The sequence below is a fragment of the Streptomyces sp. NPDC059166 genome (assembly GCF_042755185.1).
Taxonomy (GTDB): domain Bacteria; phylum Actinomycetota; class Actinomycetes; order Streptomycetales; family Streptomycetaceae; genus Streptomyces.
This window is the reverse complement of sequence record NZ_JBHZCI010000020.1, coordinates 44,158-68,323: the sequence shown is the minus strand read 5'-3', so window position 1 is coordinate 68,323 and position 24,166 is coordinate 44,158. Positions and strand designations below refer to the sequence as shown.

The following is a 24,166-nucleotide window of genomic DNA, read 5'->3' as shown; positions in this document are numbered from 1 at the left end:
GCACGCTGAAGGGCCCGGGAGAGTCTTCACGGCCTCCTGGGCCCTTTCGCGCGCCGGAGCCGCTCCTGCGGCCGCACGCGTACACCTGGGACCGCTCGCACACCCGGGGCGGCGCTCTCCGGGCTCAGACGGCCTGGTGCGCCAGCAGGGCCAGGGCGGCCACGAGGATCACCATCAGAGCTATCAGCATCGCCGGGCTGAGCCCCGCGAACATGCCCTGCTCCTGCATGCGCTCCCGGCTCGCGCGGCAGACATGGCAGCGGCCCTCGCTCACGGGCGCCGCGCAGTTCGCGCACACCAAACGGTCATAGGTCATGCGCAGTCCTCCTCCCGCGCGGCGGAGCCGCTTGTTCACGTTCTCTCCGCACAACGCTCAGGGAAACGCGACCGTTCCCCCTTCCACTGTGCCAGCTCGGGGCGATTTCGGCGCGGCCCACCGGGCGAGGTCCGGCACGCCCCGTTTCGTTCCCCGTCGCGTTCCGTCACAAATCCCTCATTGAAGGACGCCGACTGCACGCGCTCACCCGGGTCGCGTATGGTCACGCTCACCTACCCCCGGCCGACCGTGGTGCATCCGTGATCCGATTCGACAACGTCTCCAAGACCTACCCGAAGCAGAGCCGTCCGGCGCTCCGGGACGTCTCACTCGACATCGAGAAGGGTGAGTTCGTCTTCCTGGTGGGCTCCTCCGGCTCCGGCAAGTCCACCTTCATGCGGCTCATCCTCCGCGAGGAGCGAGCCAGTACGGGCATGGTCCACGTGCTCGGCAAGGACCTCGCGCGGCTGTCCAACTGGAAGGTGCCGCAGATGCGCCGCCAGCTGGGCACGGTGTTCCAGGACTTCCGTCTCCTGCCGAACAAGACCGTCGCCGAGAACGTGGCCTTCGCGCAGGAGGTCATCGGCAAGCCGCGCGGCGAGATCCGCAAGGCCGTGCCGCAGGTCCTCGACCTCGTCGGGCTCGGGGGCAAGGAGGACCGGATGCCCGGCGAGCTCTCCGGTGGTGAGCAGCAACGCGTCGCGATCGCCAGGGCGTTCGTCAACCGCCCCATGCTGCTGATCGCGGACGAGCCGACCGGGAACCTGGACCCGCAGACCTCCGTGGGCATCATGAAGCTGCTGGACCGGATCAACCGGACCGGCACCACCGTGATCATGGCGACCCACGACCAGAACATCGTCGACCAGATGCGCAAGCGCGTCATCGAGCTCGAGCAGGGCCGTCTGGTGCGTGACCAGGCACGCGGCGTCTACGGCTACCAGCACTGAGAGGGGCCCGGCGGCCCGCTCCGCCGGCCTCCGCGCCTCTGCACGAGCATCGAGTACTGAAAGGACGCCATGCGCGCCCAGTTCGTCCTGTCGGAGATCGGGGTCGGTCTTCGTCGCAACCTCACGATGACCTTCGCCGTCGTGGTCTCCGTCGCCCTCTCGCTCGCCCTGTTCGGCGGTGCGCTGTTGATGCGCGAGCAGGTCAGCTCGATGAAGACCTACTGGTACGACAAGGTCAACGTCTCGATCTTCCTCTGCAACAAGAACGACGCCAAGGACGTGCCCAAGTGCGCCAAGGGTGCCGTCACGGTGGAGCAGAAGAAGGAGATCAAGGCCGACCTCGAGAAGATGGAGGCCGTCGAGAAGCCGGTCCTCTTCGAGACGGTCGACGAGGCGTACAAGCACTACCAGGAGCAGTTCGGCGACTCGCCGATGGCCGGCAACATCACGCCGGACCAGATGCAGGAGTCGTTCCGGGTCAAGCTGAAGGACCCGCAGAAGTACAAGGTGGTCGCGACGGCCTTCGCGGGCCGTGACGGGGTGCAGTCCGTGCAGGACCAGCGGGGCATCCTCGACAACCTCTTCGGGCTGATGAACGGCATGAACGTCGCCGCGCTCTTCCTGATGGGGCTGATGCTGGTCATCGCCCTGATGCTCATCGTGAACACCGTCCGCGTATCGGCGTTCAGCCGAAGGCGCGAGACGGGCATCATGCGGCTGGTGGGGGCCTCCGGTTTCTACATCCAGACGCCGTTCATCATGGAGGCCGCGTTCGCGGGCCTGATCGGCGGAGTGCTCGCCTGCGGGCTCCTGATCGCCGCCCGGTACTTCCTGATCGACGCCGGACTCTCCCTCCAGGACAAGCTGAACCTGATCGACTTCATCGGCTGGGAGGCGGTGCTCACGAAGCTTCCGCTTGTCCTGGCGATCGGTCTGCTGATGCCCGCTGTTGCCGCTCTGTTCGCGTTGCGCAAGTACCTGAAGGTGTGACGAGCGCCCCGTCGCGCTTACGGCCAACGGGCCCTGAGCGCGCGGGGCGTTGTCCTACACTCGGCCCCATGACGGGCCTTACGCACCATTTGGAACCCCGCGGTTTCCGCCGCGGGGCGGCCCTGACGCTGGTGTTCGCCGGTGTGCTCGCCACCGCGGCCGCCACCGGCTCCCTGCCGCGGGACGAGGACTCCGGCACCGAGATAAGGACCCGTGCGGTGTCCTCCACCGTCGGTTCCGTGGACCGTGAGGAGATCGCGGACGCGGCCGCCGACGCCGAGGCCGACGGGAAGTCCGGGACCGAGGCGGCCGAGGAGGTCGTCAGCCGCAGCGGTGACCGCTGGGGAGCCGTCTACGACGAGCGGGAGTACGAGGAACTCGAGCAGGCGCTCGGAGGCTCCTACACCGGTGTAGGCGTCTCCGCCCGCCGCTCGGTCCGCGGTGACGTCGTCGTCACGGGGGTCAGGTCCGGCGGCCCGGCCGCGCGGGCGGGCGTGCGCAAGGGTGATCTGCTGCGCAGCGTCGACGGCCGCCCCGTGGGGGGACGCCCGGTCGCCGACGTGGTGGCGTCGCTCAGAGGGGACCGGACCGAGGCCGCCGCGGGGTCCGCCGTGGTCCTCGGGCTGAGCCGGGGCAGCCGTTCCTGGACGACGACCCTGCACAGGGCGCGGCTCAGTACCGATCCCGTGAGCGTCCGGCGCCTCGGGCGCGACGGCTCGTCGGCCGTACTGATCAAGGTCGCCGCCTTCACCCGGGGTACGGGGACCGCCGTCCGTGACGCGGTGGCCGGCGCACCGGGGGACGCGGGCATCCTGCTGGACCTCCGGGCCAACTCGGGCGGCCTCGTCACGGAGGCCGTCACCGCGTCCTCCGCCTTCCTGGACGGCGGGCTCGTCGCCACCTACGACGTGCACGGGAAGCAGCGTGCCCTCTACGCCGATCCCGGCGGGGACACGGAACGGCCGGTGGTCGTCCTGGTCGACGGGGGGACGATGAGCGCGGCCGAGCTCCTCACCGGAGCCCTGCAGGACCGGGGCAGGGCGGTGACCGTGGGCTCACGCACCTTCGGCAAGGGCTCCGTCCAGATGCCTAGCAGGCTTCCGGGGGGTTCGGTGGCCGAGCTGACCGTGGGGCACTACCGCACCCCGGCGGGCCGCAGCGTCGAGGGGAGCGGGATCACCCCGGACGTCGGGGCCGGTTCCGAGGCCCTGCGGAGGGGCGAGTCGGTATTGAGTGGCCTCGGGGGTGGGTCGTAGTGCGAAAATGACCGCACTATGGCCAAGGAAAAAGACACCGGGCGCAAGATGATCGCCCAGAACAAGAAGGCGCGGCACGACTACCACGTCCTCGACACCTACGAGTGCGGTCTCGTGCTCATGGGCACGGAGGTCAAGTCGCTGCGGATGGGCAGGGCGTCGCTGGTCGACGGCTTCGTCCAGATCGACGACCACGAGGCGTGGCTGCACAACATCCACGTGCCGGAGTACGTGCAGGGCACCTGGACGAACCACTCGGCCAAGCGCAAGCGCAAGCTGCTCCTGCACCGGGCCGAGATCGACAAGCTGGAGTCCAAGTCCCAGGAGACGGGGCACACCATCGTGCCGCTGGCCCTGTACTTCAAGGACGGCCGCGTCAAGATCGAGATCGCGCTCGCGAAGGGCAAGAAGGAGTTCGACAAGCGGCAGACGCTGCGCGAGAAGCAGGACACGCGGGAGACGAACCGCGCGATCGCGGCCGCCCGCCGGCGCCAGCGCCAGGCCTGAGCGCCGGTCCCGGCAGGAGCCGCCGGAAATACGGTGGCATCGGCGTGCGTCGGTCACGTACGATGGGTCCTGCACCTCACAGCGGGTGCGCGCATTGATAAAACAACATGGGGATGATCGGTTTCGACAGCGGATGTCGAAGCAGGGGAAGCGAGTCGAGGAAGCGGCAATGATCTCGTAAACCATATGTCGCAACCAATAATCGCCAATTCCAAGCGCGATTCCTCCGCCTTCGCCCTTGCTGCCTAATTAGCAGCTAGCGAAGACTCTGCGGAGTGTCAGCCCGGGGGTGATCCCGACCCGGATCCTGGCATCATCAAGGGATCTAAACTTCTGAGCCCGGTCACGGGGTTCTGAAGGAAATCAAACAGTGACTGGGCCTGTCGGAGGCTTGTTCGCGTGACCTCCGGGGCCGAGAAAAGCGTAGCGAACTGCACTCGGAGAAGCCCTGGTTCCGCACCGTTGGACGCGGGTTCGATTCCCGCCATCTCCACAATTCCCATGTGAACGAGGACCCCGTTGCCACCGGCAGCGGGGTCCTCGTTCTTGTGCGCCCGGCGCCCGGCGCCCGGCGTCGGGCGGGGCGCCGGCCGGGCGGGGCGCCGGCCGGGCACCGCGCCCGGCGGGCGTCGGGGCGGGTGGCGGAAAAGCCTTCCCCGCCTCCGCCGCCCGGGTGCGGATGCGCGTGCGGCCGCACGGCGGTTCGGTAGCCCGAGGCACCCAACTCGCGGCCCTCTAGCATCGTTTCGTCACCGATACGTCACCATTGGTGAACAACAGGTGATACCGGGGTCGGTGCGTCCGCCGTGCGCTACATTCAGTGCCTCAGGTGCACGGTGGCGAGTGAGGCTCAGGCAGGGTGGGGGCCCTGTCCGACAGCTGTATTCCAGTCATTCAGGCGCACCTGCTTCATTGAGTGGGGGAAGTGCGAACACCTGTGGAAAATTGGCGCGAAGGTACCCGAACAGGGCACACGCATGAGCCGAACGACGTCACCGTCCAGCTGGACGGGCTGGGACGTCAGCTGTCCGAACTACCGGTCGAACCCGGCCCTCCGGATCCGTCCGACGGTCCCGTCTTCGTCGACGAGAGCGGCCGCCGCAGCAAGACGTACCGGCGTGTGGGCTGGGTCCTCGCGGCGATCTGCGCCGTGTACGCGGTGACCCTCGTGGTCGCCGTACTGGGAGGGAACTCCGCCGCCCCCTGGCTGCCGCTCTCCGGGCAGGAGGAGAAGAAGCACGCCGAGGACGTCGAGGTGCGGCCGGCGCCGAGCGACGACGTCGTCTCCCGGTCTCCCGGAGCCACACCCGGCGCCTCCTCCTCGGCCTCCGCCGGTGCGACGGCCGAGCCGTCGGGCTCCGCCGCGTCCGGCTCCGCCTCCGCCCGGCCCGGCGCGAGCGCCTCGGCCTCGGTGGCCGCCGGCAAGCCGCCCCGGGGCACCTCCTCCTCGGCTCCGGCGCCCGACACCTCGGTCGCCGTGCCGCCGACCGGCGAGCCGCCGGTGACCCCCAGTCCCGAGCCGTCCGTGGAGGAGCCCCCTCCGGCGTCCCCCGACCCCTCGGAATCCCCGGTGCAACCACAAGAAGGCGCTCAGTAGATGACACCCCCCGTCGCACGGGGCAGGCACAACCGGAAGAAGAAGCGGACCGTCCGGCGCAGGCTTCCCATGCGCTACCTGCTTCCCTCGCTCCTCCTTGTGGCCCTGCTCGCCATGCTCATGCTCCGTGGATACGTGCACAGCGAGATCCTCGCCGACCACCGCATCCAGGCCCCGGCGCCCACCAGCCAGGTACCCGACGACATCCTCGACGGCGGCCCGGTCATCGACGCCCGTGAGGCGGGCCAGGACGCCAAGACCCTCCGTATACCCGACCGCAAGATCGTCCTCACCTTCGACGACGGCCCCGACCCAGTCTGGACGCCACGGGTGCTGGACGAGCTGAAGAAGCACCACGCCCACGGGGTCTTCTTCGTCACGGGCACCATGGCCTCCCGCTATCCGGAACTCGTGAAGCGGATGGTCGACGAGGGCCACGAGGTGGGCCTGCACACCTTCAACCACCCCGACCTGTCCTTCCAGTCCACCAGCCGCATCGACTGGGAACTCTCCCAGAACCAGCTGGTGCTGGCGGGCGCCGCGGGCATCCGCACCTCGTTGTTCCGGCCTCCCTACTCCTCGTTCTCCGACGCCATGGACAACAAGTCCTGGCCGGTCACGCAGTACATCGGCAGCCGCGGCTACCTCACCGTCGTGAACAACACCGACAGCGAGGACTGGAAGCGGCCCGGTGTCCCCGCGATCATCGAGCGCGCCACACCCCGCAACGGCAAGGGCGCCATCATCCTGATGCACGACTCCGGAGGCGACCGGTCCCAGACCGTCGCCGCGCTGGGGACGTTCCTGCCGGCGATGCAGGAGCGGGGCTACGACTTCACCAACCTGACCGCCGCGCTCGGCGCGCCCAGCGCGCACACCCCGGTCACCGGCCTCGCGCTCTGGAAGGGGAAGGCGTTCATCGGCGCGGTGAAGATCTCCGAGAACGTCACCGGGGTCATGGTCGTCGGACTCGCGGTCATCGGAGTCCTGGTCATGGTGCGGTTCGGGCTGATGCTGCTGCTGTCCTTCCTGCACGCCAGGAAGGTCCGCCGGAGGAACTTCAGCTGGGGCGAGCCCTTCACCCGTCCGGTCTCGGTCCTCGTGCCGGCGTACAACGAGCGGGAGTGCATCGAGGCGACCGTGCGTTCCCTGGTGGCCAGCGACTACCCGATCGAGGTCATCGTGATCGACGACGGCTCGACGGACGGCACCGCCGACCTCGTCGAGGCGATGTGGATCCCCAACGTGCGCGTCGTACGCCAGCGCAACGCGGGCAAGCCCGCGGCGCTCAACAACGGCATCAGGAACGCCCGTTACGACATCGTCGTGATGATGGACGGCGACACCGTCTTCGAGCCCTCCACCGTGCGCGAGCTCGTGCAGCCGTTCGCGGACCACCGGGTCGGCGCGGTCGCGGGGAACGCCAAAGTGGGCAACCGGGACTCGCTGATCGGCGCGTGGCAGCACATCGAGTACGTGATGGGCTTCAACCTCGACCGGCGCATGTACGACCTCCTGGGCTGCATGCCGACCATCCCCGGCGCCGTCGGCGCCTTCCGTCGGGACGCGCTGGACCGTATCGGCGGCATGAGCGAGGACACCCTCGCCGAGGACACCGACGTCACCATGGCGCTCCACCGCGACGGCTGGCGCGTCGTCTACGCGGAGAACGCCCGGGCCTGGACCGAGGCCCCCGAGTCCGTGCAGCAGCTCTGGTCGCAGCGCTACCGGTGGTCCTACGGCACGATGCAGGCCATCTGGAAGCACCGCCGCGCGGTCGTCGAGCGCGGCCCCTCGGGCCGGTTCGGCCGGGTGGGACTGCCGTTCGTCTCCCTGTTCATGGTGGTGGCGCCGCTGCTGGCACCCCTCATCGACGTGTTCCTCCTGTACGGGCTGGTCTTCGGCCCGACGGGCAAGACGGTCGCCGCGTGGTTCGGCGTCCTGCTGGTCCAGGCGGTGTGCGCCGCCTACGCCTTCCGGCTGGACCGGGAACGCATGACCCATCTGATCTCGCTCCCGCTCCAGCAGGTCCTCTACCGGCAGCTGATGTACGTGGTGCTGCTCCAGTCGTGGATCACCGCTCTCACCGGCGGCCGGCTGCGCTGGCAGAAGCTGCGCCGCACCGGCGTGGTGGAGGCGCCCGGCGGTACGCAGAGCCGTCGCAAGGACCTGGACAGGGACCGGAGGCCGGTGGCATGACACCCCCAGACCGGACAGGGCAGTACGACACCGGCTACGACGGCGCCTCCTGGCAGGCCCCCGATGCCACCTGGGCACCCCCGCCCCAGCAGGGCGGCGGCGCCTTCCCCGGAACCGTCACCGGGCCCACCGCTGCGTACACCGCGACCCCGCCCGCGACGGGCACGCCCGTCGCCGTCCCCGCGCCCGCGGGCCGTGACGGGCGCACCACCGGAGCCGGTGCCGGGGAGGAAGCCCCCGCGGCCCCCGCCAAGCCGGGACGGGACCGGTATCTCGACCTGCTCAGGGCCGTGGCCCTGGTCCGGGTCGTCTGCTTCCATCTCTTCGGGTGGGGCTGGCTGACCGTCGTGTTCCCGTCCATGGGCGTGATGTTCGCCCTGGCCGGGTCGCTGATGGCCCGCTCGCTGAGCCGCCCGGCCGGCAGCGTCATCCGCGGGCGGCTGCGCCGCCTGCTCCCGCCGATGTGGGCGTTCTCGCTGGTCGTCGTACCGGTGATGTTCGCACTGAGCTGGAAGCCCGTACGGGAGGAGGGGCTGTGGTGGTTCATCAAGCTGGGCAGCTACGTCCTTCCGCTGGGCTCCCCGCCGTACCCCGAGGAGAACGGGTCCGCCGGAGGCTGGCTGGAACTGTCGTGGGCCGACCAGGCCGCGGGGCCGCTCTGGTACATCCGGGCCTACCTCTGGTTCGTCATCGCCTCGCCCCTGCTGCTCAAGGCGTTCCGCAGGCTGCCCTGGGCGACGCTGCTCGCGCCGGTCGCCCTGACCGCCGTGATCGGCACAGGCCTGGTGACGGTGCCCGGCACCTTCGGTGAGGGTCTCGTCGACTTCGCGGTGTTCGGCGCCTGCTGGATCCTGGGCTTCGCCCACCACGACGGCCTGCTGAAGCGGATCCCGCGCTACCTCGCGGTCTCGTCCGCCGCCATCGTCATGGGCTTCGGTCTGTGGTGGGCCTCCGGCCACCTCACGGCGGAGGGCTGGAACCTGGACGAGATCCCGCTGGCGCAGGCCACCTGGTCGCTCGGCTTCTGCGCGATCCTCCTGGTCTACTCGCCGTCCTGGCAGAAGCTCCCCGGCCGGTTCGCCGCCTGGGACAGCCTGGTGACGCTGGCCAACAACAGGGCCGTGACGATCTACCTCTGGCACAACCTGCTGCTGATGGCCTCCGCGCACCTCGTGGACGAGCTCTGGGCCGTCCCGTGGCTGGGGGACACCTTCGGGTCTTACATAGAGCGTTCGTACGAGGTGCTGGTCCTGATCGCGGTCTGGCCGCTGATAGGGCTCGCGATCGTGGCGTTCGGCTGGGTGGAGGACGTCGCCGCCAAGCGGCGCCCGCGCCTGTGGCCGAACGGCGCGCCCCGGGGGCGCAGGGCCTGACGGTCCGGGAGGGGGTGCGGTGAGCCGGGGGCGCGGCTCACCGCACCCCCTCGCACCGAGTGAGAGCAAGGTTGCGCACCGGTCACCTCACGGCACCGCGCCGAAACGCGGACTCCCTAGCGTCGGCAGGACAACACCCCGACCTGTGTGGAGGCGCGTGATGGCCGGTCGTTGGATCGAGCAGTGGGAGCCGGAGGACGAGACGTTCTGGCGGGAGACGGGCGAGAAGGTCGCCCGCAGGAACCTGTGGTTCTCCGTCCTCTCGGAGCACATCGGGTTCTCCATCTGGTCCCTGTGGTCCGTGATGGTCCTCTTCATGGGACCGGAGTACGGCGTCGACCCGGCGGGGAAGTTCTTCCTCATCTCCACGGCCACCCTGGTGGGCGCCATCGCGCGGGTCCCGTACACCTTCGCGGTCGCGTTGTTCGGCGGGCGCAACTGGACCGTCTTCAGCGCGCTCTCGCTCCTGGTGCCCACGATCGCGGCCTTCTGGGTGATGGAGCCCGGCACCTCGTACGGCACGTTCCTCGCCGTCGCCGCGCTCACCGGTATCGGCGGTGGCAACTTCGCCTCCTCGATGACGAACATCAACGCCTTCTTCCCGCTGCGGAAGAAGGGCTGGGCCCTCGGGCTCAACGCCGGCGGCGGCAACATCGGCGTACCGGTCGTCCAGCTCATCGGCCTGCTGGTGATCGGCACAGCGGGCGCCACCCACCCGCGGATCCTGCTCGGGGCGTACATCCCGCTGATCCTGGTGGCCGCCCTCGGCGCCGTGCTGCGGATGGACAACCTCCGGCCCGTCCAGAACGACACCGGGGCCGCGCTCCAGGCCGTCCGGGAGCGGCACACCTGGATCATGTCGGTGCTGTACATCGGCACCTTCGGGTCGTTCATCGGCTACAGCTTCGCCTTCGGGCTCGTCCTGCAGACGCAGTTCGGCCGCACCCCGCTGCAGGCGGCCTCGCTCACCTTCATCGGCCCGCTGCTCGGGTCCCTCATCCGGCCCGCGGGCGGCTGGCTCGCCGACCGCTACGGCGGTGCCCGGATGACCCTGTGGAACTTCGCGGCGATGGCGGCGGCGACCGGAGTCGTCGTCTACGCCTCCGGCATCGAGTCCCTGCCCGTGTTCCTCGTCGGCTTCATCGCCCTCTTCGTCCTGACCGGCCTCGGCAACGGATCCACGTTCAAGATGATCCCCGGCATCTTCCACGCCCAGGGGCTCGCCAAGGGCCTGCGCGGCGAGGAGGCGGCGGCCTACGGGCGGCGCCTCTCCGGTGCCTCCATGGGGCTCATCGGGGCGGTCGGGGCGCTCGGCGGCCTCGCCATCAACCTCGCGTTCCGCCAGTCCTTCGCGACCTCGGGCACGGGCACGGCGGCCTTCTGGTGCTTCCTCGGCTTCTACGCGGTCTGCTTCGGCCTGACCTGGGCGGTATACCTTCGGCGTACCCCGGAGGTCGCCGCGAAGCCGCAGCTCAGCTACGCCGAGGTGTGATCGCGGACACAGGGTGTCGCAGGACGTAACGGGCGGGAAATACGGGAGGACCGAAACTGTCACGAGCTGTTGACAGTCTCGGTCCTCCGCATCATCGAGCAACAGCGGGACGAGAGCCGGGTATCACGCCATGCACGACGACGACGCACAGCACGGGCCCCTGGCGGGCTTCACGGTCGGGGTGACAGCAGCCCGTCGGGCGGAGGAGCTGGGAACACTCCTCACGCGCCGTGGCGCCTCGGTGCTGCACGCCCCCGCCCTGCGGATCGTGCCGCTCGCGGACGACAGCGAACTCCTGGCCGCCACCAAGGAACTGATCGGCGACGCCCCCGACATCGTGATCGCGACGACGGCGATCGGCTTCCGGGGCTGGGTGGAGGCCGCCGACGGCTGGGGCATCGGGGACGGGCTCCTCGATCTGCTCCGGGGGGTCGAACTCCTGGCCCGCGGGCCCAAGGTCAAGGGCGCCATCAGGGCCGCCGGCCTGACCGAGGCATGGTCGCCGCAGTCCGAGTCGATGGCCGAGGTCATGGACCGGCTGCTGGAGGAGGGGGTGTCGGGCCGCAGGGTCGCCCTCCAGCTGCACGGTGAGCCGCTGCCCGGCTTCGTGGAGTCGCTCCGGGCGGCAGGCGCGGAGGTCGTCGGCGTACCCGTGTACCGCTGGATGCCGCCGGAGGACATCGCGCCCCTCGACCGCATGCTCGACATCACGGTCGCCCGCGGGCTGGACGCGCTCACCTTCACCAGCGCCCCCGCAGTGGCGTCCTATCTGAACCGGGCGGAGGCGCGCGGGATGCTCGGCGAGGTGCTGGAGGCACTGAGCCACGACGTCCTGAGCGCCTGCGTGGGCCCGGTGACCGCCCTGCCCCTGCAGGCCAAGGGGATCGACACCGTCCAGCCGGAACGCTTCCGGCTCGGCCCGCTCGTGCAGGTGCTCTGCTCCCAGCTGCCCGCCCGTGCCCGTACGCTGCCCGTCGCCGGTCACACCGTCGAGATCCGGGGCCACGCCGTGCTGGTGGACGGGGCCCTGCGACCGGTGCCCCCGGCCGGGATGGCCCTGCTGCAGGCCCTGGCCCGCAGACCGGGCTGGGTCGTCTCCCGCGCCGATCTGCTGCGGTCGCTGCCAGGCGGCGGCACGGACGAGCACGCGGTGGAGACGGCGATGGCACGGCTGCGCACGTCCCTGGGGGCGCCGCGGCTGATCCAGACGGTCGTCAAGCGCGGCTACCGGCTGGCGCTCGACCCCTCGGCGGACTCCAAGTACGACGGTTCCTGAGGGGCGGTCCCGCCCGGCCTGAGCGGCTGTCAGGCCGCGGAAGCGGGCGCAGTACGCTGCGGGGATGATCGACGACAGCCATCCGCTGGCGGACGGGGTCCGCCTGAGGCCCGCCACACTCGCCGACGCGGCCTCGTTCGCCGTGACCCTGTCCCGCAGCCGTGCCCACATGCGGAAGTGGGAGCCCGTGCGGCCCGAGGTCTTCTACACCACCGAGGGCCAGACCGCGCGGCTGACCGGACTTCTGGCCGACCGTGACGCGGGACGCGCCATGCCCTGGGTGCTGGCCGACGAGGAGGACCTGGTCGTGGGGGCGATGACCCTCGCCTCCATCGAGCGCGGCCCGTTCCGCAACGCGCGGCTCGGCTACTGGATCGACGTGGACCGGGCGGGCCGGGGTCTGGCCACGGCCGCCGTCGGCCGGGTCTGCGAGCTGGCCCGTGACGGACTCGGGCTGCACCGGATCGCCGCCGGGACCGTCGTGGACAACGCGGCCTCGCAACGGGTCCTGGCCAAGGCCGGGTTCGAGCTCTACGGCACCGCGCCGCGCTATCTGCACATCAACGGCGCCTGGCGGGACCACCGGATGTTCCAGCGGATCCTGCACGACGGTCCTCCGGAGGGCTGAACGGCTCGGCACCGGCGGGCAAGAGCCGCCCGCGCCGCCGGCAGCGGGCGGCCGGCGGGGATCGACGCGTAAACGCGACCTGGGTGGCAGGTGCGCCCGGGCCCTACTTTCGCGTACGGTTGACGGCTGCCCGATGCACGTCAGAAGGGGGCCTCGGTGGCCGCGCAGGATGCCGCTGTCGATTCGTTGCGGGACCGGGAGATCGGTGTCGAACAAGAACATCTGGACCGGGTCTACCGCCGTCTCGAAGAGAAGATCGACGAGGCGGAATTTCTCATGCGGGACGCCGGGAAACGGGGCCAGGTAGGCACCCCGGGCGCGCTCGCGGAACGGGATGCCCAGGTCTTCCGGGCCGGGGTGCATCTCAACCGTCTGAACAACGAGTTCGAGGACTTCCTCTTCGGGCGGATCGACCTGCTCCGCGGCAAAGACGGTGAGCGCGGCCCGGACGGCGCCTTCACCTCCGTGGAGGCGGCCGACGACGCGGTGGCGGAGGACTCCACCGCCCGGATCGCGGAGACGCTCCACATCGGCCGCATAGGAGTGCTCGACGCCGACTACGCGCCCCTGGTCATCGACTGGCGGGCACCGGCCGCCGCGCCGTTCTACCGGTCGACGCCGAAGGAGCCCGGCCGGGTCGTACGCCGCCGGGTCATCCGCTCCAAGGGCCGCAGGGTCCTCGGGGTCGAGGACGACCTCATGCGCCCGGAGCTGACCGCCTTCCTCGACGGCGCGACGCTGCCCGTCGTCGGCGACGGCGCCCTGATGGCCGCGCTCGGCCAGGCCCGCAGCCACACGATGCGCGACATCGTCTCCTCGATCCAGGCCGAGCAGGACCTGGTGATCCGGGCACCCGCGGCCTCCGTCACCGAGGTCTCCGGCGGACCCGGCACCGGCAAGACGGCCGTCGCCCTGCACCGGGCCGCCTACCTCCTGTACCAGGACCGCCGGCGCTACTCCGGCGGCATCCTCGTGGTCTCGCCGACCCCGCTCCTGGTCGCCTACACCGAGGGCGTGCTCCCCTCGCTCGGCGAGGAGGGCCAGGTCGCGATCCGCGCCGTCGGCTCGCTCTCCGACGAGGCGGCCGGCCCGGAGGGTGCGACCACCTACGACGAACCCTCGGTCGCCCGGATCAAGGGCTCGTCCCGGATGCTCCAGGTCCTGCGCAGGGCAGCCCGGGGCGCCCTCGAACAGCCGGTGCCCCGGCCCGCCTCCCAGGAGGGGCAGCTCGCCCTCGGCGAGGAGCCCTCAGGTCCCACCACGCCGACCCGGCTGCGTGTGGTCGCCTTCGGCGGCCGGCTGGAGCTGGAGGCGGACGAGCTCCGGCGGATCCGGCACAACGTCCTCGGGGGCACCGCCCCGGTCAATCTGCTGCGTCCGCGCGCCCGCAAGCTCCTCCTGGACGCCCTGTGGAACAAGTCGTCGGCCCGGGGGCGCTACACCGACCCCGAACTGGTCGCGGAGCTGCGTGCGTCGTTCGACGAGGACGTGTCCACCGAGACCCCCTTCCTGACCTTCCTGGACGCCTGGTGGCCGGAGCTGACCCCGCGCCAGGTACTGGTCGCCATGGCCGACGAGCGGCGGCTCGGCAAGTGGTCCCGCCGGATCCTCAACCAGGGGGAGGTGCGCCGCCTCGCCCGTTCGCTGAGACGGCTGGACGCGCAGGGCAGGGGCCCGCTCTCCGTCCACGACGTCGCGCTCCTGGACGAGCTCCAGACGCTGCTGGGCACCCCGGCCCGGCCGAGGAAGAAGCGCGAGTACGACCCGCTGGACCAGCTCACCGGGCTGGAGGAGCTGATGCCGCAGCGCGAGGAGACCCAGCGCGAGCGGGCGGAGCGGCTGGCGGCGGAGCGCACCGAGTACGCCCACGTCATCGTCGACGAGGCGCAGGACCTGACACCGATGCAGTGGCGGATGGTCGGCCGCAGGGGCCGGCACGCGACCTGGACGATCGTCGGGGACGCCGCGCAGTCCTCGTGGTCCGACCCGGACGAGGCGGCTGCGGCCCGTGACGAGGCGCTGGGCAGCCGGCCGCGGCGCCGGTTCACCCTCACGGTGAACTACCGCAACCCGGCCGAGATCGCCGAGCTGGCCGCCAGGGTGCTGGCGCTGGCCATGCCGGGGATGGAGTCCCCCTCGGCGGTGCGTTCGACTGGTGTGGTGCCGCGCTTCGAGACGGTGCGGGGCGGGGACCTCGCCTCGACGGTCCGCGAGGAGGCGCGCAGGCTGCTCGCCGAGGTGGACGGCACCGTCGGTGTGGTCGTCGCGATGGACCGCAGGGCCGAGGCGGCCTCCTGGCTGGAGGAGCTCGGGGAGCGGGTCGTCGCGCTGGGCAGCCTGGAGGCCAAGGGCCTGGAGTACGACGCCACGGTGGTCGTCTCGCCCGCGGAGATCGCCGACGAGTCCCCGGCGGGACTGCGGGTGCTCTACGTGGCTCTCACCCGTGCGACGCAACAGCTCACCGTCGTCTCCGGGGAGCGCGACATGCCGGACGAGGACGGGGTCCCGGACCTGTTGAGGGACTGAGGCGGCCCTCGGGGAGCGCGCGTACGGAGGACTTTTCCGAGTCAACCCGGCGCACAGGAATCACTTCTCCGGGGTCTTTGTTAGCCTGGTGGCGGCACCGGTTCGATCCAAGCCCCCGGGCCCAACCTTCGTCGCTACGAGCGACCACTTGCCGCGAGGCGAGCATGGCGGGCCGGTGCCACCTGAGTGAGAAGACAGACCCGCGTCACCTGCTGGTGACGCGGGTCTGTTTCTGTTTCCCCGGGGTGCCGCCCGCTCCCGCCGCGTCCGGACGCACCCCAGGGGCCCGTCGGCCCGCGGCCGTTTTCACAGCCGTCCGGGGTTACGCGGAGCGGTCACTTCTCGTATGGTGGAAAAAAGTTTCCGAAAGGTGGCAGTCATTACCTGCTACCGACCGGTAGGTGCGACCATCGGAACGCACGTACGGAGCCCCGGGCCCTGCGCGTGCGGCAACGAAGCTCAGGAAAGCGAAGGACTCGGCCATGGCAACGGCGCCCAGCGTCTCGTACTCGATGACGGTCAGGCTGGAGGTGCCCGCGAGCGGCACAGCGGTCTCCCAGCTCACCACGGCCGTGGAGTCCTCCGGTGGCTCCGTCACCGGCCTCGACGTGACCGCCTCCGGCCACGAGAAGCTGCGGATCGACGTCACGATCGCGGCGACGTCGACCTCGCACGCGGACGAGATCGTCGAGGGGCTGCGCGACATCGAGGGCGTCGTCCTCGGCAAGGTCTCCGACCGTACGTTCCTGATGCACCTCGGCGGCAAGATCGAGATGGCGTCCAAGCACCCCATCCGCAGCCGTGACGACCTCTCGATGATCTACACCCCGGGTGTGGCACGCGTCTGCATGGCCATCGCCGAGAACCCCGAGGACGCCCGCCGTCTGACCATCAAGCGCAACTCCGTCGCCGTGGTGACCGACGGTTCCGCGGTGCTCGGCCTCGGCAACATCGGCCCGATGGCCTCGCTGCCCGTCATGGAGGGCAAGGCGGCCCTCTTCAAGCGCTTCGCGGGCATCGACGCCTGGCCGATCTGCCTGGACACCCAGGACACGGACGCCATCGTCGAGATCGTCAAGGCGATCGCCCCCGGCTTCGCGGGCATCAACCTGGAGGACATCTCCGCGCCCCGCTGCTTCGAGATCGAGGCCCGGCTGCGCGAGGCCCTGGACATCCCGGTCTTCCACGACGACCAGCACGGCACCGCGATCGTCGTCCTCGCCGCCCTGACCAACGCGCTGCGCGTCGTCGGCAAGGGGATCGGTGACGTACGCGTCGTCATGTCCGGCGCCGGTGCCGCGGGTACGGCCATCCTGAAGCTGCTCATCGCCGCCGGCGTCAAGCACACGGTCGTCGCCGACATCCACGGTGTGGTGCACGCCGGCCGCGAGGACCTGGTCGACGCCACCCCGGACTCCCCGCTGCGCTGGATCGCCGACAACACCAACCCGGAGGGCGTCACCGGCACCCTCAAGGAGGCCGTCGCCGGCTCCGACGTGTTCATCGGCGTCTCCGCCCCCAACGTCCTGGACGGCGCCGACGTGGCGGCCATGGCGGAGGGCGCAATTGTGTTCGCGCTCGCGAATCCGGACCCCGAGGTGGACCCGGCGATCGCCCGTGAGACCGCGGCCGTCGTGGCCACCGGCCGCTCCGACTTCCCGAACCAGATCAACAACGTGCTGGTCTTCCCGGGTGTGTTCCGCGGTCTGCTGGACGCGCAGTCCCGCACCGTCAACACGGAGATGATGCTCGCCGCCGCGCGCGCCCTCGCCGACGTGGTCGCGGAGGACGAGGTCAACGCGAACTACATCATCCCCTCGGTCTTCAACGACAAGGTCGCGGGAGCCGTCGCGGGAGCGGTCCGCGAGGCGGCCAAGGCGGCCGGTGTCGCCGAGGCCGCGGGCGACCCGGCGTAACGGACCGGGCCTGTGCCGGGCGCGGGTGCCCGCCTTACACCGTCCGCGCGGGCCGGCCACGGCTCCCGCGGACGGCGCCTCGGCCCGCCTCCGGGCCTGTCCGCGCGGCTTCGTCCGGCGCGTCGCGGGTCGCGGCGTCCCAAACGCCCCTTTAGGGTGGGCGGGCAGCGAGCCCCGCAGGCCCTGCATCCGCTGCGTACCGCTCCGACAAGTCGACGGAACGTCATCACAGCCACGTGGTGGTGGTTTTCGTATGACGTCGAGGGGTCCGGATTGGCGTTAGCGCCGCAGGTGGGGGCAGGATGCGTATTCGGGCGCGAGGGTCTGACATCAGACCCGGGTCCGGGGACTGTCAGAGGGCCCTGGCAGCATCGGCTTCGATCTCACGCCTCACAGGCAAGAAGAACACGGGAGTACAAACATGAACCGCAGTGAGCTGGTGGCCGCCCTGGCCGACCGTGCCGAGGTGACCCGCAAGGACGCCGACGCCGTTCTGGCCGCGCTCGCCGAGACCGTCGGCGAGATCGTCGCCAAGGGCGACGAGAAGGTCACCATCCCCGGCTTCCTGACCTTCGAGCGCACCCACCGTGCCGCTCGCACCGCTCGTAACCCGCAGACCGGCGACCCGATCAACATCCCGGCCGGCTACAGCGTGAAGGTCTCCGCGGGCTCGAAGCTCAAGGAAGCCGCCAAGGGCAAGTAAGACCCCCGAGGCGTCAGGAAGGGCGGCCGTCCCCCACCGGGGCGGCCGCCCTTCCGCATGTCCGGGGCCGTCCGACGCACCTCCCACCGCCCGCGTGGGCGGTGTGAGGCGGGCTGCGGCCTTCCCGGAGGCCCGTCCGGCCCCGGGGAGGCGGACCGCCTCGTTCGGCCCTGTACGGGCGTTCCGCGGCGCCTGCGCCGGTTGCCGCTCCCTCCCGCGCCGGTGCCGGAGGAGGGCGGGGCGGGGAGGTGCCCTGCGATCGCGGGGGCGGGAGCGCGGGGCGGGCGTCGCGCGGAGACGCCGCGGCCCCCGTACGCGGTGCGTACGGGGGCCGCGGCGGCGGTCCTCCCAGGTGGTGCGGGTGCGCAGTGCTGTGTGCGGCAGCACTGTGCGCGCCGGGGCGCGTGCGCCTCAGACGAGCGAGCCGCCCGGCAGCTCGACCTTCGCGCCGAGCTTCTCGAGCTTCTCCATGAAGTTCTCGTAGCCGCGGTTGATCAGGTCGATGCCGTGGACCCGGGACGTGCCCTGGGCGGCCAGCGCGGCGATCAGGTACGAGAAGCCGCCGCGCAGGTCGGGGATGACCAGATCCGCGCCCTGGAGCTTCGTGGGACCGGACACCACCGCCGAGTGGAGGAAGTTCCGCTGGCCGAAGCGGCAGTCCGAGCCGCCGAGGCACTCGCGGTACAGCTGGATGTGCGCACCCATCTGGTTGAGCGCCGACGTGAAGCCCAGCCGGGACTCGTAGACCGTCTCGTGGACGATCGAGAGCCCGGCGGCCTGCGTCAGGGCCACGACCAGCGGCTGCTGCCAGTCGGTCTGGAAGCCGGGGTGCACGTCCGTCTCCAGGGCGATCGCGTTGAGCGCCCCGCCCGGGTGCCAGAAGCGGATGCCCTCGTCGTCGATCTCGAAGGCACCGCCGACCTTGCGGTAGGTGTTGAGGAAGGTCATCATCGAGCGCTGCTGGGCGCCGCGCACGTAGATGTTGCCCTCGGTCGCCAGCGCCGCGGAGGCCCAGGAGGCGGCCTCCAGGCGGTCCGGGATGGCCCGGTGGGTGTAACCGTCGAGCTTGTCGACACCGGTGATCCGGATGGTCCGGTCGGTGTCCATCGAGATGATCGCGCCCATCTTCTGCAGCACGCAGATGAGGTCCTCGATCTCCGGCTCGACGGCGGCGTTGGACAGTTCCGTGACGCCCTCGGCGAGGACGGCGGTCAGCAGCACCTGCTCGGTGGAGCCCACCGACGGGTACGGCAGACGGATCTTGGTGCCGCGCAGGCGCTGCGGGGCCTCCAGGTACTGGCCGTCCGCCCGCTTCTCGATGGTCGCGCCGAACTGGCGGAGCACCTCGAAGTGGAAGTCGATCGGCCGTCCGCCGATGTCGCAGCCGCCGAGACCGGGGATGAAGGCGTGTCCCAGGCGGTGCAGCAGGGGGCCGCAGAACAGGATCGGGATGCGCGACGAGCCCGCGTGGGCGTCGATGTCGGCGACGTTCGCGCTCTCGACGTGCGAGGGATCGAGGACGAGTTCGCCCGGCTCGTCACCGGGCCGGACGGTCACGCCGTGGAGCTGCAGGAGCCCCCGGACGACCCGCACGTCGCGGATGTCGGGAACGTTGCGCAGTCGGCTGGGCCCGCTGCCGAGCAGCGCGGCGACCATTGCCTTCGGCACCAGGTTCTTGGCGCCTCGGACGCGGATCTCGCCCTCCAGCGGGGTTCCGCCGTGGACAAGCAGGACATCGTCTGTGCCGGTCATGTATCTCGCGTTCCGGAGTGGTCGGGCAGGGGGCCATCAAAAGGGTAATGGGCTCCGGCCCTCCTTCAGTAAGTCGCCCGGTGCGCGGCGGGCGCCCACGATCCGGTCCGACACGTTCCGCTCGTGGCACCTCGCGGAGGGTCACCGTGCGGCGGGCCGCTCCCGGCATCCTCCGGGCGTGCGCTCCCCGCGCGTCCGGCGCGCATCCGTACGCCCTGAGCTGCGGACGCGCCCCCGCGGGGAGCGGACCGGGCGCCCGGTCCCCCCGGAGGGCGAGGATGCGGGATCATCTGTGGCATGACGGAGGTGTCCTCGCTCACAGGACGGCTGCTCGTGGCCGCGCCCGCACTGGCGGATCCGAATTTCGAGCGTGCGGTGGTGCTGCTCCTCGACCACGACGAGGAGGGCTCGCTCGGTGTGGTCCTCAACCGCCCGACGCCGGTCGTCGTCGCGGACATCCTGGCCGCGTGGGCCGGACTGATCGGGGAACCGGACGTCGTCTTCCAGGGCGGCCCGGTCTCGCTGGACTCCGCTCTCGCGCTCGCGGTGATCCCCGGTGGCGAGGGTCCGCCGGGGTGGCGGCGGGTCCACGGCGCGATCGGCCTGGTCGACCTGGAGGCCCCTCCGGAGCTGCTCGGGGCGGCCCTGGCCTCCTTGCGGATCTTCGCCGGATACGCCGGCTGGGGCCCCGGTCAGCTGGAGACCGAGCTCACCGACGGCGCCTGGTACGTGGTCGAGTCGGAGCCCGGCGACATCTCCTCGCCACGGCCCGAGAACCTCTGGCGCGCGGTGCTGCGCAGGCAGCGCGGCGAGCTGGCGATGATCGCCACGTATCCGGACGACCCTTCGCTGAACTGATGCGCGGAGCTTTCAGTACGCTTGGCAGTTATGAGCACTCTTGAGCCCGAGCGCGGGGCAGGTACGGGGACCCTCGTAGAGCCGACGCCGCAGGTGTCGAACGGCGACGGCGACCACGAGCGCTACGCCCATTACGTCCAGAAGGACAAGATCATGGCGAGCGCCCTGGAGGGCACTCCCGTGGTCGCACTGTGCGGCAAGGTCTGGGTCCCGGGGCGTGACCCCAAGAAGTATCCGGTCTGTCCCATGTGCAAAGAGATCTACGAGTCCATGGGCGCCGGAGGCGACAAGGACAAGGGCAAGGGCAAGGACGGCGGAAAGAAGTAGTCCGCCCGGCACCTCTTCGAACGTTCCCTCCCCCCTTCCGGCCTGATCCCGCCTGACCACGGCCCCCGGGGCACGCCGAGACGCGTGCCCCGGGGGCCGTCCGCATGTCCGGGCCCCGAAGGGTCCGGCGGGGCGGCGCGGCACGGCGCCGGGCACGGCCCGCCCGTCGGCGGAGGGCCTGCCGGGCCCGGCCGCCGCGCCGGCGGGCGTCGCAGGGCCGCTTCCCGTGGTCGCGGAGCCGCCCGGCAGGGCGGCGTGGTCACAGAGTGGTAGAGACCACTTGTCGGCGCGCGGACACCCCCTTAGTCTCCTGCCAGTTGTGCAGAACGAAACGTCCGTTGCAAGGAATGCAACGATCGACCGGTAGGGGTCCCGGATGAAGCTTTCTGCCCGAATCGCCGCTCCGGCCGCGGCACTTGTACTGGCCGGCCTCACCGCCACCGCCTGCGCGCCGCAGACCTCCGACACCAGCTCGAAGGGGGACGGCAGGACCGGCACGCTCCGGGTCTGGCTGTTCCAGGAGGTCGGCAACAAGCCCAAGGAGAGCGTGGTGAACGCCGCGGTGGCCGACTTCGAGAAGGCCCACGAAGGCGCCGACGTCGAGGTCGAGTACATACCCGTCGACACCCGCGCCCAGCGGGTCAAGGCCGCGTTCAACGACCCGGGGAGCGCCCCGGACGTCATCGAGTACGGCAACACCGACACCGCCGGATACGTGAAGGACGGCGGACTGGCGGACGTCACCGAGGAGTTCGGGGCGTGGGACGACGCGAAGGACACCGACCCGGCCGCCAGGCAGTCCGTGACCGTGGACGGCAAGGTCTACGGGGCGCCCTTCTTCGTCGGCGTCCGCGCCCTCTACTACCGCACCGACGTCTTCGACGAGCTCGGCATCGAACCCCCCGAGTCCCAGGGGGAGCTGATCTCCACCGCGAAGAAGATCCACAAGGAGAGGAAGGACCTCTACGGCCTCGCCGTCGGCGGCGCCTACACCTACGGTGCCATGCCCTTCATCTGGGCCAACGGCGGCGAACTCGCCGGCGAGACAGGCGCGACCTACCGCTCGGCCGTCAACAGCCCCGAGGCACGCAAGGGCATCGAGGCCTACACCTCGCTCTTCGGCGACGACAACTGCCCGGCCGCCAAATGCGCCTCCATGGGCGGCAACGCGACCGTCACCGCCTTCGCCTCCGGGAAGGCGGCCATGGCGATCGGCGGGGACTTCAGCCACACCGCGGTCGAGGCGGGCCCGGTGAAGGGGAAGTACGCCGTCGTGCCGCTGCCCGGGGTCGCCGAGGGGTCGATCGCCCCCGCCTTCGCCGGCGGCAACAACATCGGTGTCCTCAGGAGCAGTTCGCACCGCACCCTCGCCGTCGACCTCATGAGGTCACTGGCCGGCAAGAAGACCCAGGCCGCGATGTTCGACGCCATGGGCTTCCTGCCGACGTACACCGACGTACGGGACGACGCCGCGAAGAAGGAACCCTTCGTCGGCCCCTTCGTCCGGACCCTCGACGCGGGAGCCAAGTTCGTCCCCGCCTCCCCGGCCTGGGGCCGCATCGACTCCTCGCTGGTGCTGCCCACCATGTTCCAGGAGATCGTCAGCGGCCGTAAGGACGTGGCCGCCGCCTCGGACGACGCGGCGGAGAAGATGGACGCGGCGTTCGCCGAAGCGGGCTGACGATGACCGCCGACACCACGCCGCGCAAGGCCCCCGTGCGTGCCGGGGCGGGCGGGGAGCGACCACGCCCGCCCCGCCGCCGGCCCGTGTCACCCGCCCGGCACCCCGGCTGGACGCCATGGCTCTACCTGCTGCCCGCGCTCGTCCTGCTCGGCGGGCTGCTCGTCTACCCGATCTACCAACTGGGCCTCATCTCCTTCCTGGAGTACACCCAGGCGCAGGTCAGCGGCGGCGAGCCGACCACCTTCAAGGGCTTCGGCAACTACGCCACGCTCTTCGGGGACAGCCAGTTCCGGCAGGTGCTCCTCGCGACGGTGCTCTTCGCCGCCGCCTGCGTACTCTCCACCCTCCTCGCCGGCTGCGCGCTGGCCGTCCTGCTCACCCGGATCCGCGCCCTGCCCCGGCTCGCGCTCATGCTGGCCGCCCTCGGGGCGTGGGCGACACCGGCGATCACCGGCTCGACCGTCTGGGTCTTCCTCTTCGACCCGGACTTCGGCCCGGTCAACAAGGTGCTGGGGATCGGCGACTTCTCCTGGACGTACGGGCGCTGGAGCGCCTTCGCCCTGGTGCTCCTCGAAGTGCTCTGGTGCTCGTTCCCGTTCGTGATGGTGACCGTCTACGCGGGCATCCGGGCGATCCCCGCGGAAGTGCTGGAGGCCGCCTCGCTCGACGGCGCCTCGCAGTGGCGGATCTGGCGGTCGGTCACGGCGCCGATGCTGCGGCCGATTCTGACCGTCGTCACCATCCAGTCGGTCATCTGGGACTTCAAGGTCTTCACCCAGATCTACGTCATGACGGGCGGCGGCGGGATCGCCGGACAGAACCTGGTGCTCAACGTCTACGCGTACCAGAAGGCGTTCGCCAACTCGCAGTACAGCCTCGGATCGGCCATCGGCGTCGTGATGCTGCTGATCCTGCTGGCGGTGACGCTGGTGTACCTGCGCCTGGTGCGACGGCAGGGGGAGGAACTGTGAGCGCGCGCACGCTTCTGCGGATCAGACGGCCCGGACGGCTCGCGGCCGAGGCCGCCGCCCTGCTGATCGCCGCCGCCGTCGCCTTCCCGCTCTACTGGATGGTGCTCTCGGCCTTCAAGCCCGCGGGCGAGATCCAGTCCACCGACGCCCGCCCCTGGACCCTGGCACCCTCCCTCGACTCGTTCCGCCGCGTCCTCGGGCAGCAGGACTTCGGGCGCTACTTCCTGAACAGCCTGGTCGTCGCCGGAACCGTGGTGGTCGTCTCCGCGCTGATCGCCTTCCTGGCCGCGACCGCCGTGACCAGGTTCCGCTTCCGGTTCCGCACCACGCTGCTCATCATGTTCCTCGTGGCGCAGATGGTGCCGGTGGAGGCGCTGACCATCCCGCTGTTCTTCCTGATGCGCGACTTCGGCCAGCTGAACACCCTGGGATCGCTGATCCTGCCGCACCTCGCCTTTTCGCTGCCGTTCGCGATCTGGATGCTGCGCGGCTTCGTCAGGGCCGTCCCCGAGGCCCTGGAGGAGGCCGCGTACATCGACGGGGCGAGCCGGACACGGTTCCTGTGGCAGATCCTCTTCCCGCTCGTCCTGCCCGGTCTCGTGGCGACCAGCGTGTTCTCCTTCATCTCGACCTGGAACGACTTCCTGTTCGCGAAGTCGTTCATCATCAGCGACATCTCCCGGTCGACGCTTCCGATGGCGTTGCTGGTCTTCTTCAAACCCGACGAGAACGACTGGGGAGGGATCATGGCGGCCTCGACGGTGATGACCATTCCCGTACTGGTCTTCTTCGTCCTCGTACAGCGGCGCCTGGTCTCCGGACTCGGCGGCGCGGTGAAGGACTGA

20 protein-coding genes and 1 other RNA gene are annotated in these 24,166 nt (G+C 70.6%); 19 read left to right on the top strand and 2 right to left on the bottom strand.

What is annotated here, in order from left to right; all coding sequences use genetic code 11:
- Nucleotides 1-124 precede the first annotated feature (124 nt).
- Nucleotides 125-316, bottom strand: coding sequence for a hypothetical protein (locus ACFXOA_RS17230; protein ID WP_385028383.1), 192 nt, complete (start codon nucleotides 314-316; stop codon nucleotides 125-127).
- Nucleotides 317-576: 260 nt separating this feature from the next.
- Between ACFXOA_RS17230 and ftsE the strand changes: the two genes are divergently transcribed.
- The 14 genes from ftsE to ACFXOA_RS17160 all read left to right on the top strand — a co-directional run bounded on the left by ftsE (nucleotide 577) and on the right by ACFXOA_RS17160 (nucleotide 17,729).
- The gene (ftsE, locus tag ACFXOA_RS17225) at nucleotides 577-1,266 is read left to right on the top strand and encodes a cell division ATP-binding protein FtsE (protein WP_362546851.1); all 690 of its coding nucleotides are present in this window, start codon (nucleotides 577-579) and stop codon (nucleotides 1,264-1,266) included.
- A 69-nt stretch (nucleotides 1,267-1,335) separates the two neighbouring features.
- Nucleotides 1,336-2,256 (top strand): permease-like cell division protein FtsX, encoded by a 921-nt coding sequence (gene ftsX, locus ACFXOA_RS17220; RefSeq protein ID WP_385028379.1) that lies wholly within the window; start codon nucleotides 1,336-1,338, stop codon nucleotides 2,254-2,256.
- Nucleotides 2,257-2,324: 68 nt separating this feature from the next.
- Nucleotides 2,325-3,512: a S41 family peptidase gene (locus ACFXOA_RS17215; protein ID WP_385028376.1), complete on the top strand. Its 1,188-nt coding sequence runs from the start codon at nucleotides 2,325-2,327 to the stop codon at nucleotides 3,510-3,512.
- A gap of 18 nt (nucleotides 3,513-3,530) precedes the next feature.
- Nucleotides 3,531-4,019 carry an SsrA-binding protein SmpB gene (gene smpB / locus ACFXOA_RS17210; RefSeq protein ID WP_385028373.1) on the top strand — a complete coding sequence of 163 codons (489 nt, stop codon included), beginning with the start codon at nucleotides 3,531-3,533 and terminating at the stop codon, nucleotides 4,017-4,019.
- Nucleotides 4,020-4,128: 109 nt separating this feature from the next.
- Nucleotides 4,129-4,515, top strand: a transfer-messenger RNA (tmRNA) gene (gene ssrA, locus ACFXOA_RS17205).
- 441 nt (nucleotides 4,516-4,956) lie between these two features.
- The gene (locus ACFXOA_RS17200; RefSeq protein ID WP_385028370.1) at nucleotides 4,957-5,616 is read left to right on the top strand and encodes a hypothetical protein; all 660 of its coding nucleotides are present in this window, start codon (nucleotides 4,957-4,959) and stop codon (nucleotides 5,614-5,616) included.
- Entirely contained in the window at nucleotides 5,617-7,815 is a 2,199-nt protein-coding gene (locus tag ACFXOA_RS17195) for a glycosyltransferase (RefSeq protein WP_385028367.1), read from the top strand.
- Nucleotides 7,812-9,188 (top strand): acyltransferase, encoded by a 1,377-nt coding sequence (locus ACFXOA_RS17190; protein WP_385028364.1) that lies wholly within the window; start codon nucleotides 7,812-7,814, stop codon nucleotides 9,186-9,188. The genes ACFXOA_RS17195 and ACFXOA_RS17190 overlap by 4 nt, the downstream gene beginning before the upstream one ends.
- A 160-nt stretch (nucleotides 9,189-9,348) precedes the next feature.
- Nucleotides 9,349-10,680 carry a nitrate/nitrite transporter gene (locus ACFXOA_RS17185; protein ID WP_385028361.1) on the top strand — a complete coding sequence of 444 codons (1,332 nt, stop codon included), beginning with the start codon at nucleotides 9,349-9,351 and terminating at the stop codon, nucleotides 10,678-10,680.
- A gap of 130 nt (nucleotides 10,681-10,810) precedes the next feature.
- Nucleotides 10,811-11,956: a uroporphyrinogen-III synthase gene (locus ACFXOA_RS17180; RefSeq protein ID WP_385028358.1), complete on the top strand. Its 1,146-nt coding sequence runs from the start codon at nucleotides 10,811-10,813 to the stop codon at nucleotides 11,954-11,956.
- A 64-nt stretch (nucleotides 11,957-12,020) separates the two neighbouring features.
- Nucleotides 12,021-12,584, top strand: coding sequence for a GNAT family N-acetyltransferase (locus ACFXOA_RS17175; protein WP_385028355.1), 564 nt, complete (start codon nucleotides 12,021-12,023; stop codon nucleotides 12,582-12,584).
- A 156-nt stretch (nucleotides 12,585-12,740) separates the two neighbouring features.
- The gene (locus tag ACFXOA_RS17170; RefSeq protein ID WP_385028352.1) at nucleotides 12,741-15,110 is read left to right on the top strand and encodes a HelD family protein; all 2,370 of its coding nucleotides are present in this window, start codon (nucleotides 12,741-12,743) and stop codon (nucleotides 15,108-15,110) included.
- Nucleotides 15,111-15,592: 482 nt separating this feature from the next.
- Nucleotides 15,593-17,026 carry an NAD-dependent malic enzyme gene (locus ACFXOA_RS17165; protein ID WP_385028349.1) on the top strand — a complete coding sequence of 478 codons (1,434 nt, stop codon included), beginning with the start codon at nucleotides 15,593-15,595 and terminating at the stop codon, nucleotides 17,024-17,026.
- A gap of 421 nt (nucleotides 17,027-17,447) precedes the next feature.
- Nucleotides 17,448-17,729, top strand: a complete 282-nt coding sequence (locus ACFXOA_RS17160; RefSeq protein WP_003968811.1) for an HU family DNA-binding protein — start codon at nucleotides 17,448-17,450, stop codon at nucleotides 17,727-17,729.
- Nucleotides 17,730-18,140: 411 nt separating this feature from the next.
- On the opposite strand, the gene murA is transcribed toward ACFXOA_RS17160, so the two are convergent.
- Nucleotides 18,141-19,481 carry a UDP-N-acetylglucosamine 1-carboxyvinyltransferase gene (gene murA / locus ACFXOA_RS17155; protein ID WP_385028346.1) on the bottom strand — a complete coding sequence of 447 codons (1,341 nt, stop codon included), beginning with the start codon at nucleotides 19,479-19,481 and terminating at the stop codon, nucleotides 18,141-18,143.
- A 297-nt stretch (nucleotides 19,482-19,778) separates the two neighbouring features.
- On the opposite strand from murA, the gene ACFXOA_RS17150 reads away from it, so the two are divergent.
- From ACFXOA_RS17150 to ACFXOA_RS17130, 5 genes are all read left to right on the top strand, one after another.
- Nucleotides 19,779-20,339 (top strand): YqgE/AlgH family protein, encoded by a 561-nt coding sequence (locus ACFXOA_RS17150; protein ID WP_385028342.1) that lies wholly within the window; start codon nucleotides 19,779-19,781, stop codon nucleotides 20,337-20,339.
- Nucleotides 20,340-20,369: 30 nt separating this feature from the next.
- A complete protein-coding gene (locus tag ACFXOA_RS17145; protein ID WP_362546802.1) occupies nucleotides 20,370-20,666 on the top strand; it encodes a DUF3039 domain-containing protein in 297 nt (98 codons plus the stop codon).
- A 376-nt stretch (nucleotides 20,667-21,042) separates the two neighbouring features.
- On the top strand, nucleotides 21,043-22,347 hold the full coding sequence (locus tag ACFXOA_RS17140; protein WP_385028339.1) for an extracellular solute-binding protein: 1,305 nt from the start codon (nucleotides 21,043-21,045) through the stop codon (nucleotides 22,345-22,347).
- Nucleotides 22,348-22,349: 2 nt separating this feature from the next.
- Complete coding sequence (locus ACFXOA_RS17135; protein WP_385028336.1) at nucleotides 22,350-23,321, top strand: carbohydrate ABC transporter permease; 972 nt, start codon at nucleotides 22,350-22,352, stop codon at nucleotides 23,319-23,321.
- Entirely contained in the window at nucleotides 23,318-24,166 is an 849-nt protein-coding gene (locus ACFXOA_RS17130) for a carbohydrate ABC transporter permease (RefSeq protein WP_385028333.1), read from the top strand. Before ACFXOA_RS17135 ends, ACFXOA_RS17130 begins: the two co-directional genes overlap by 4 nt.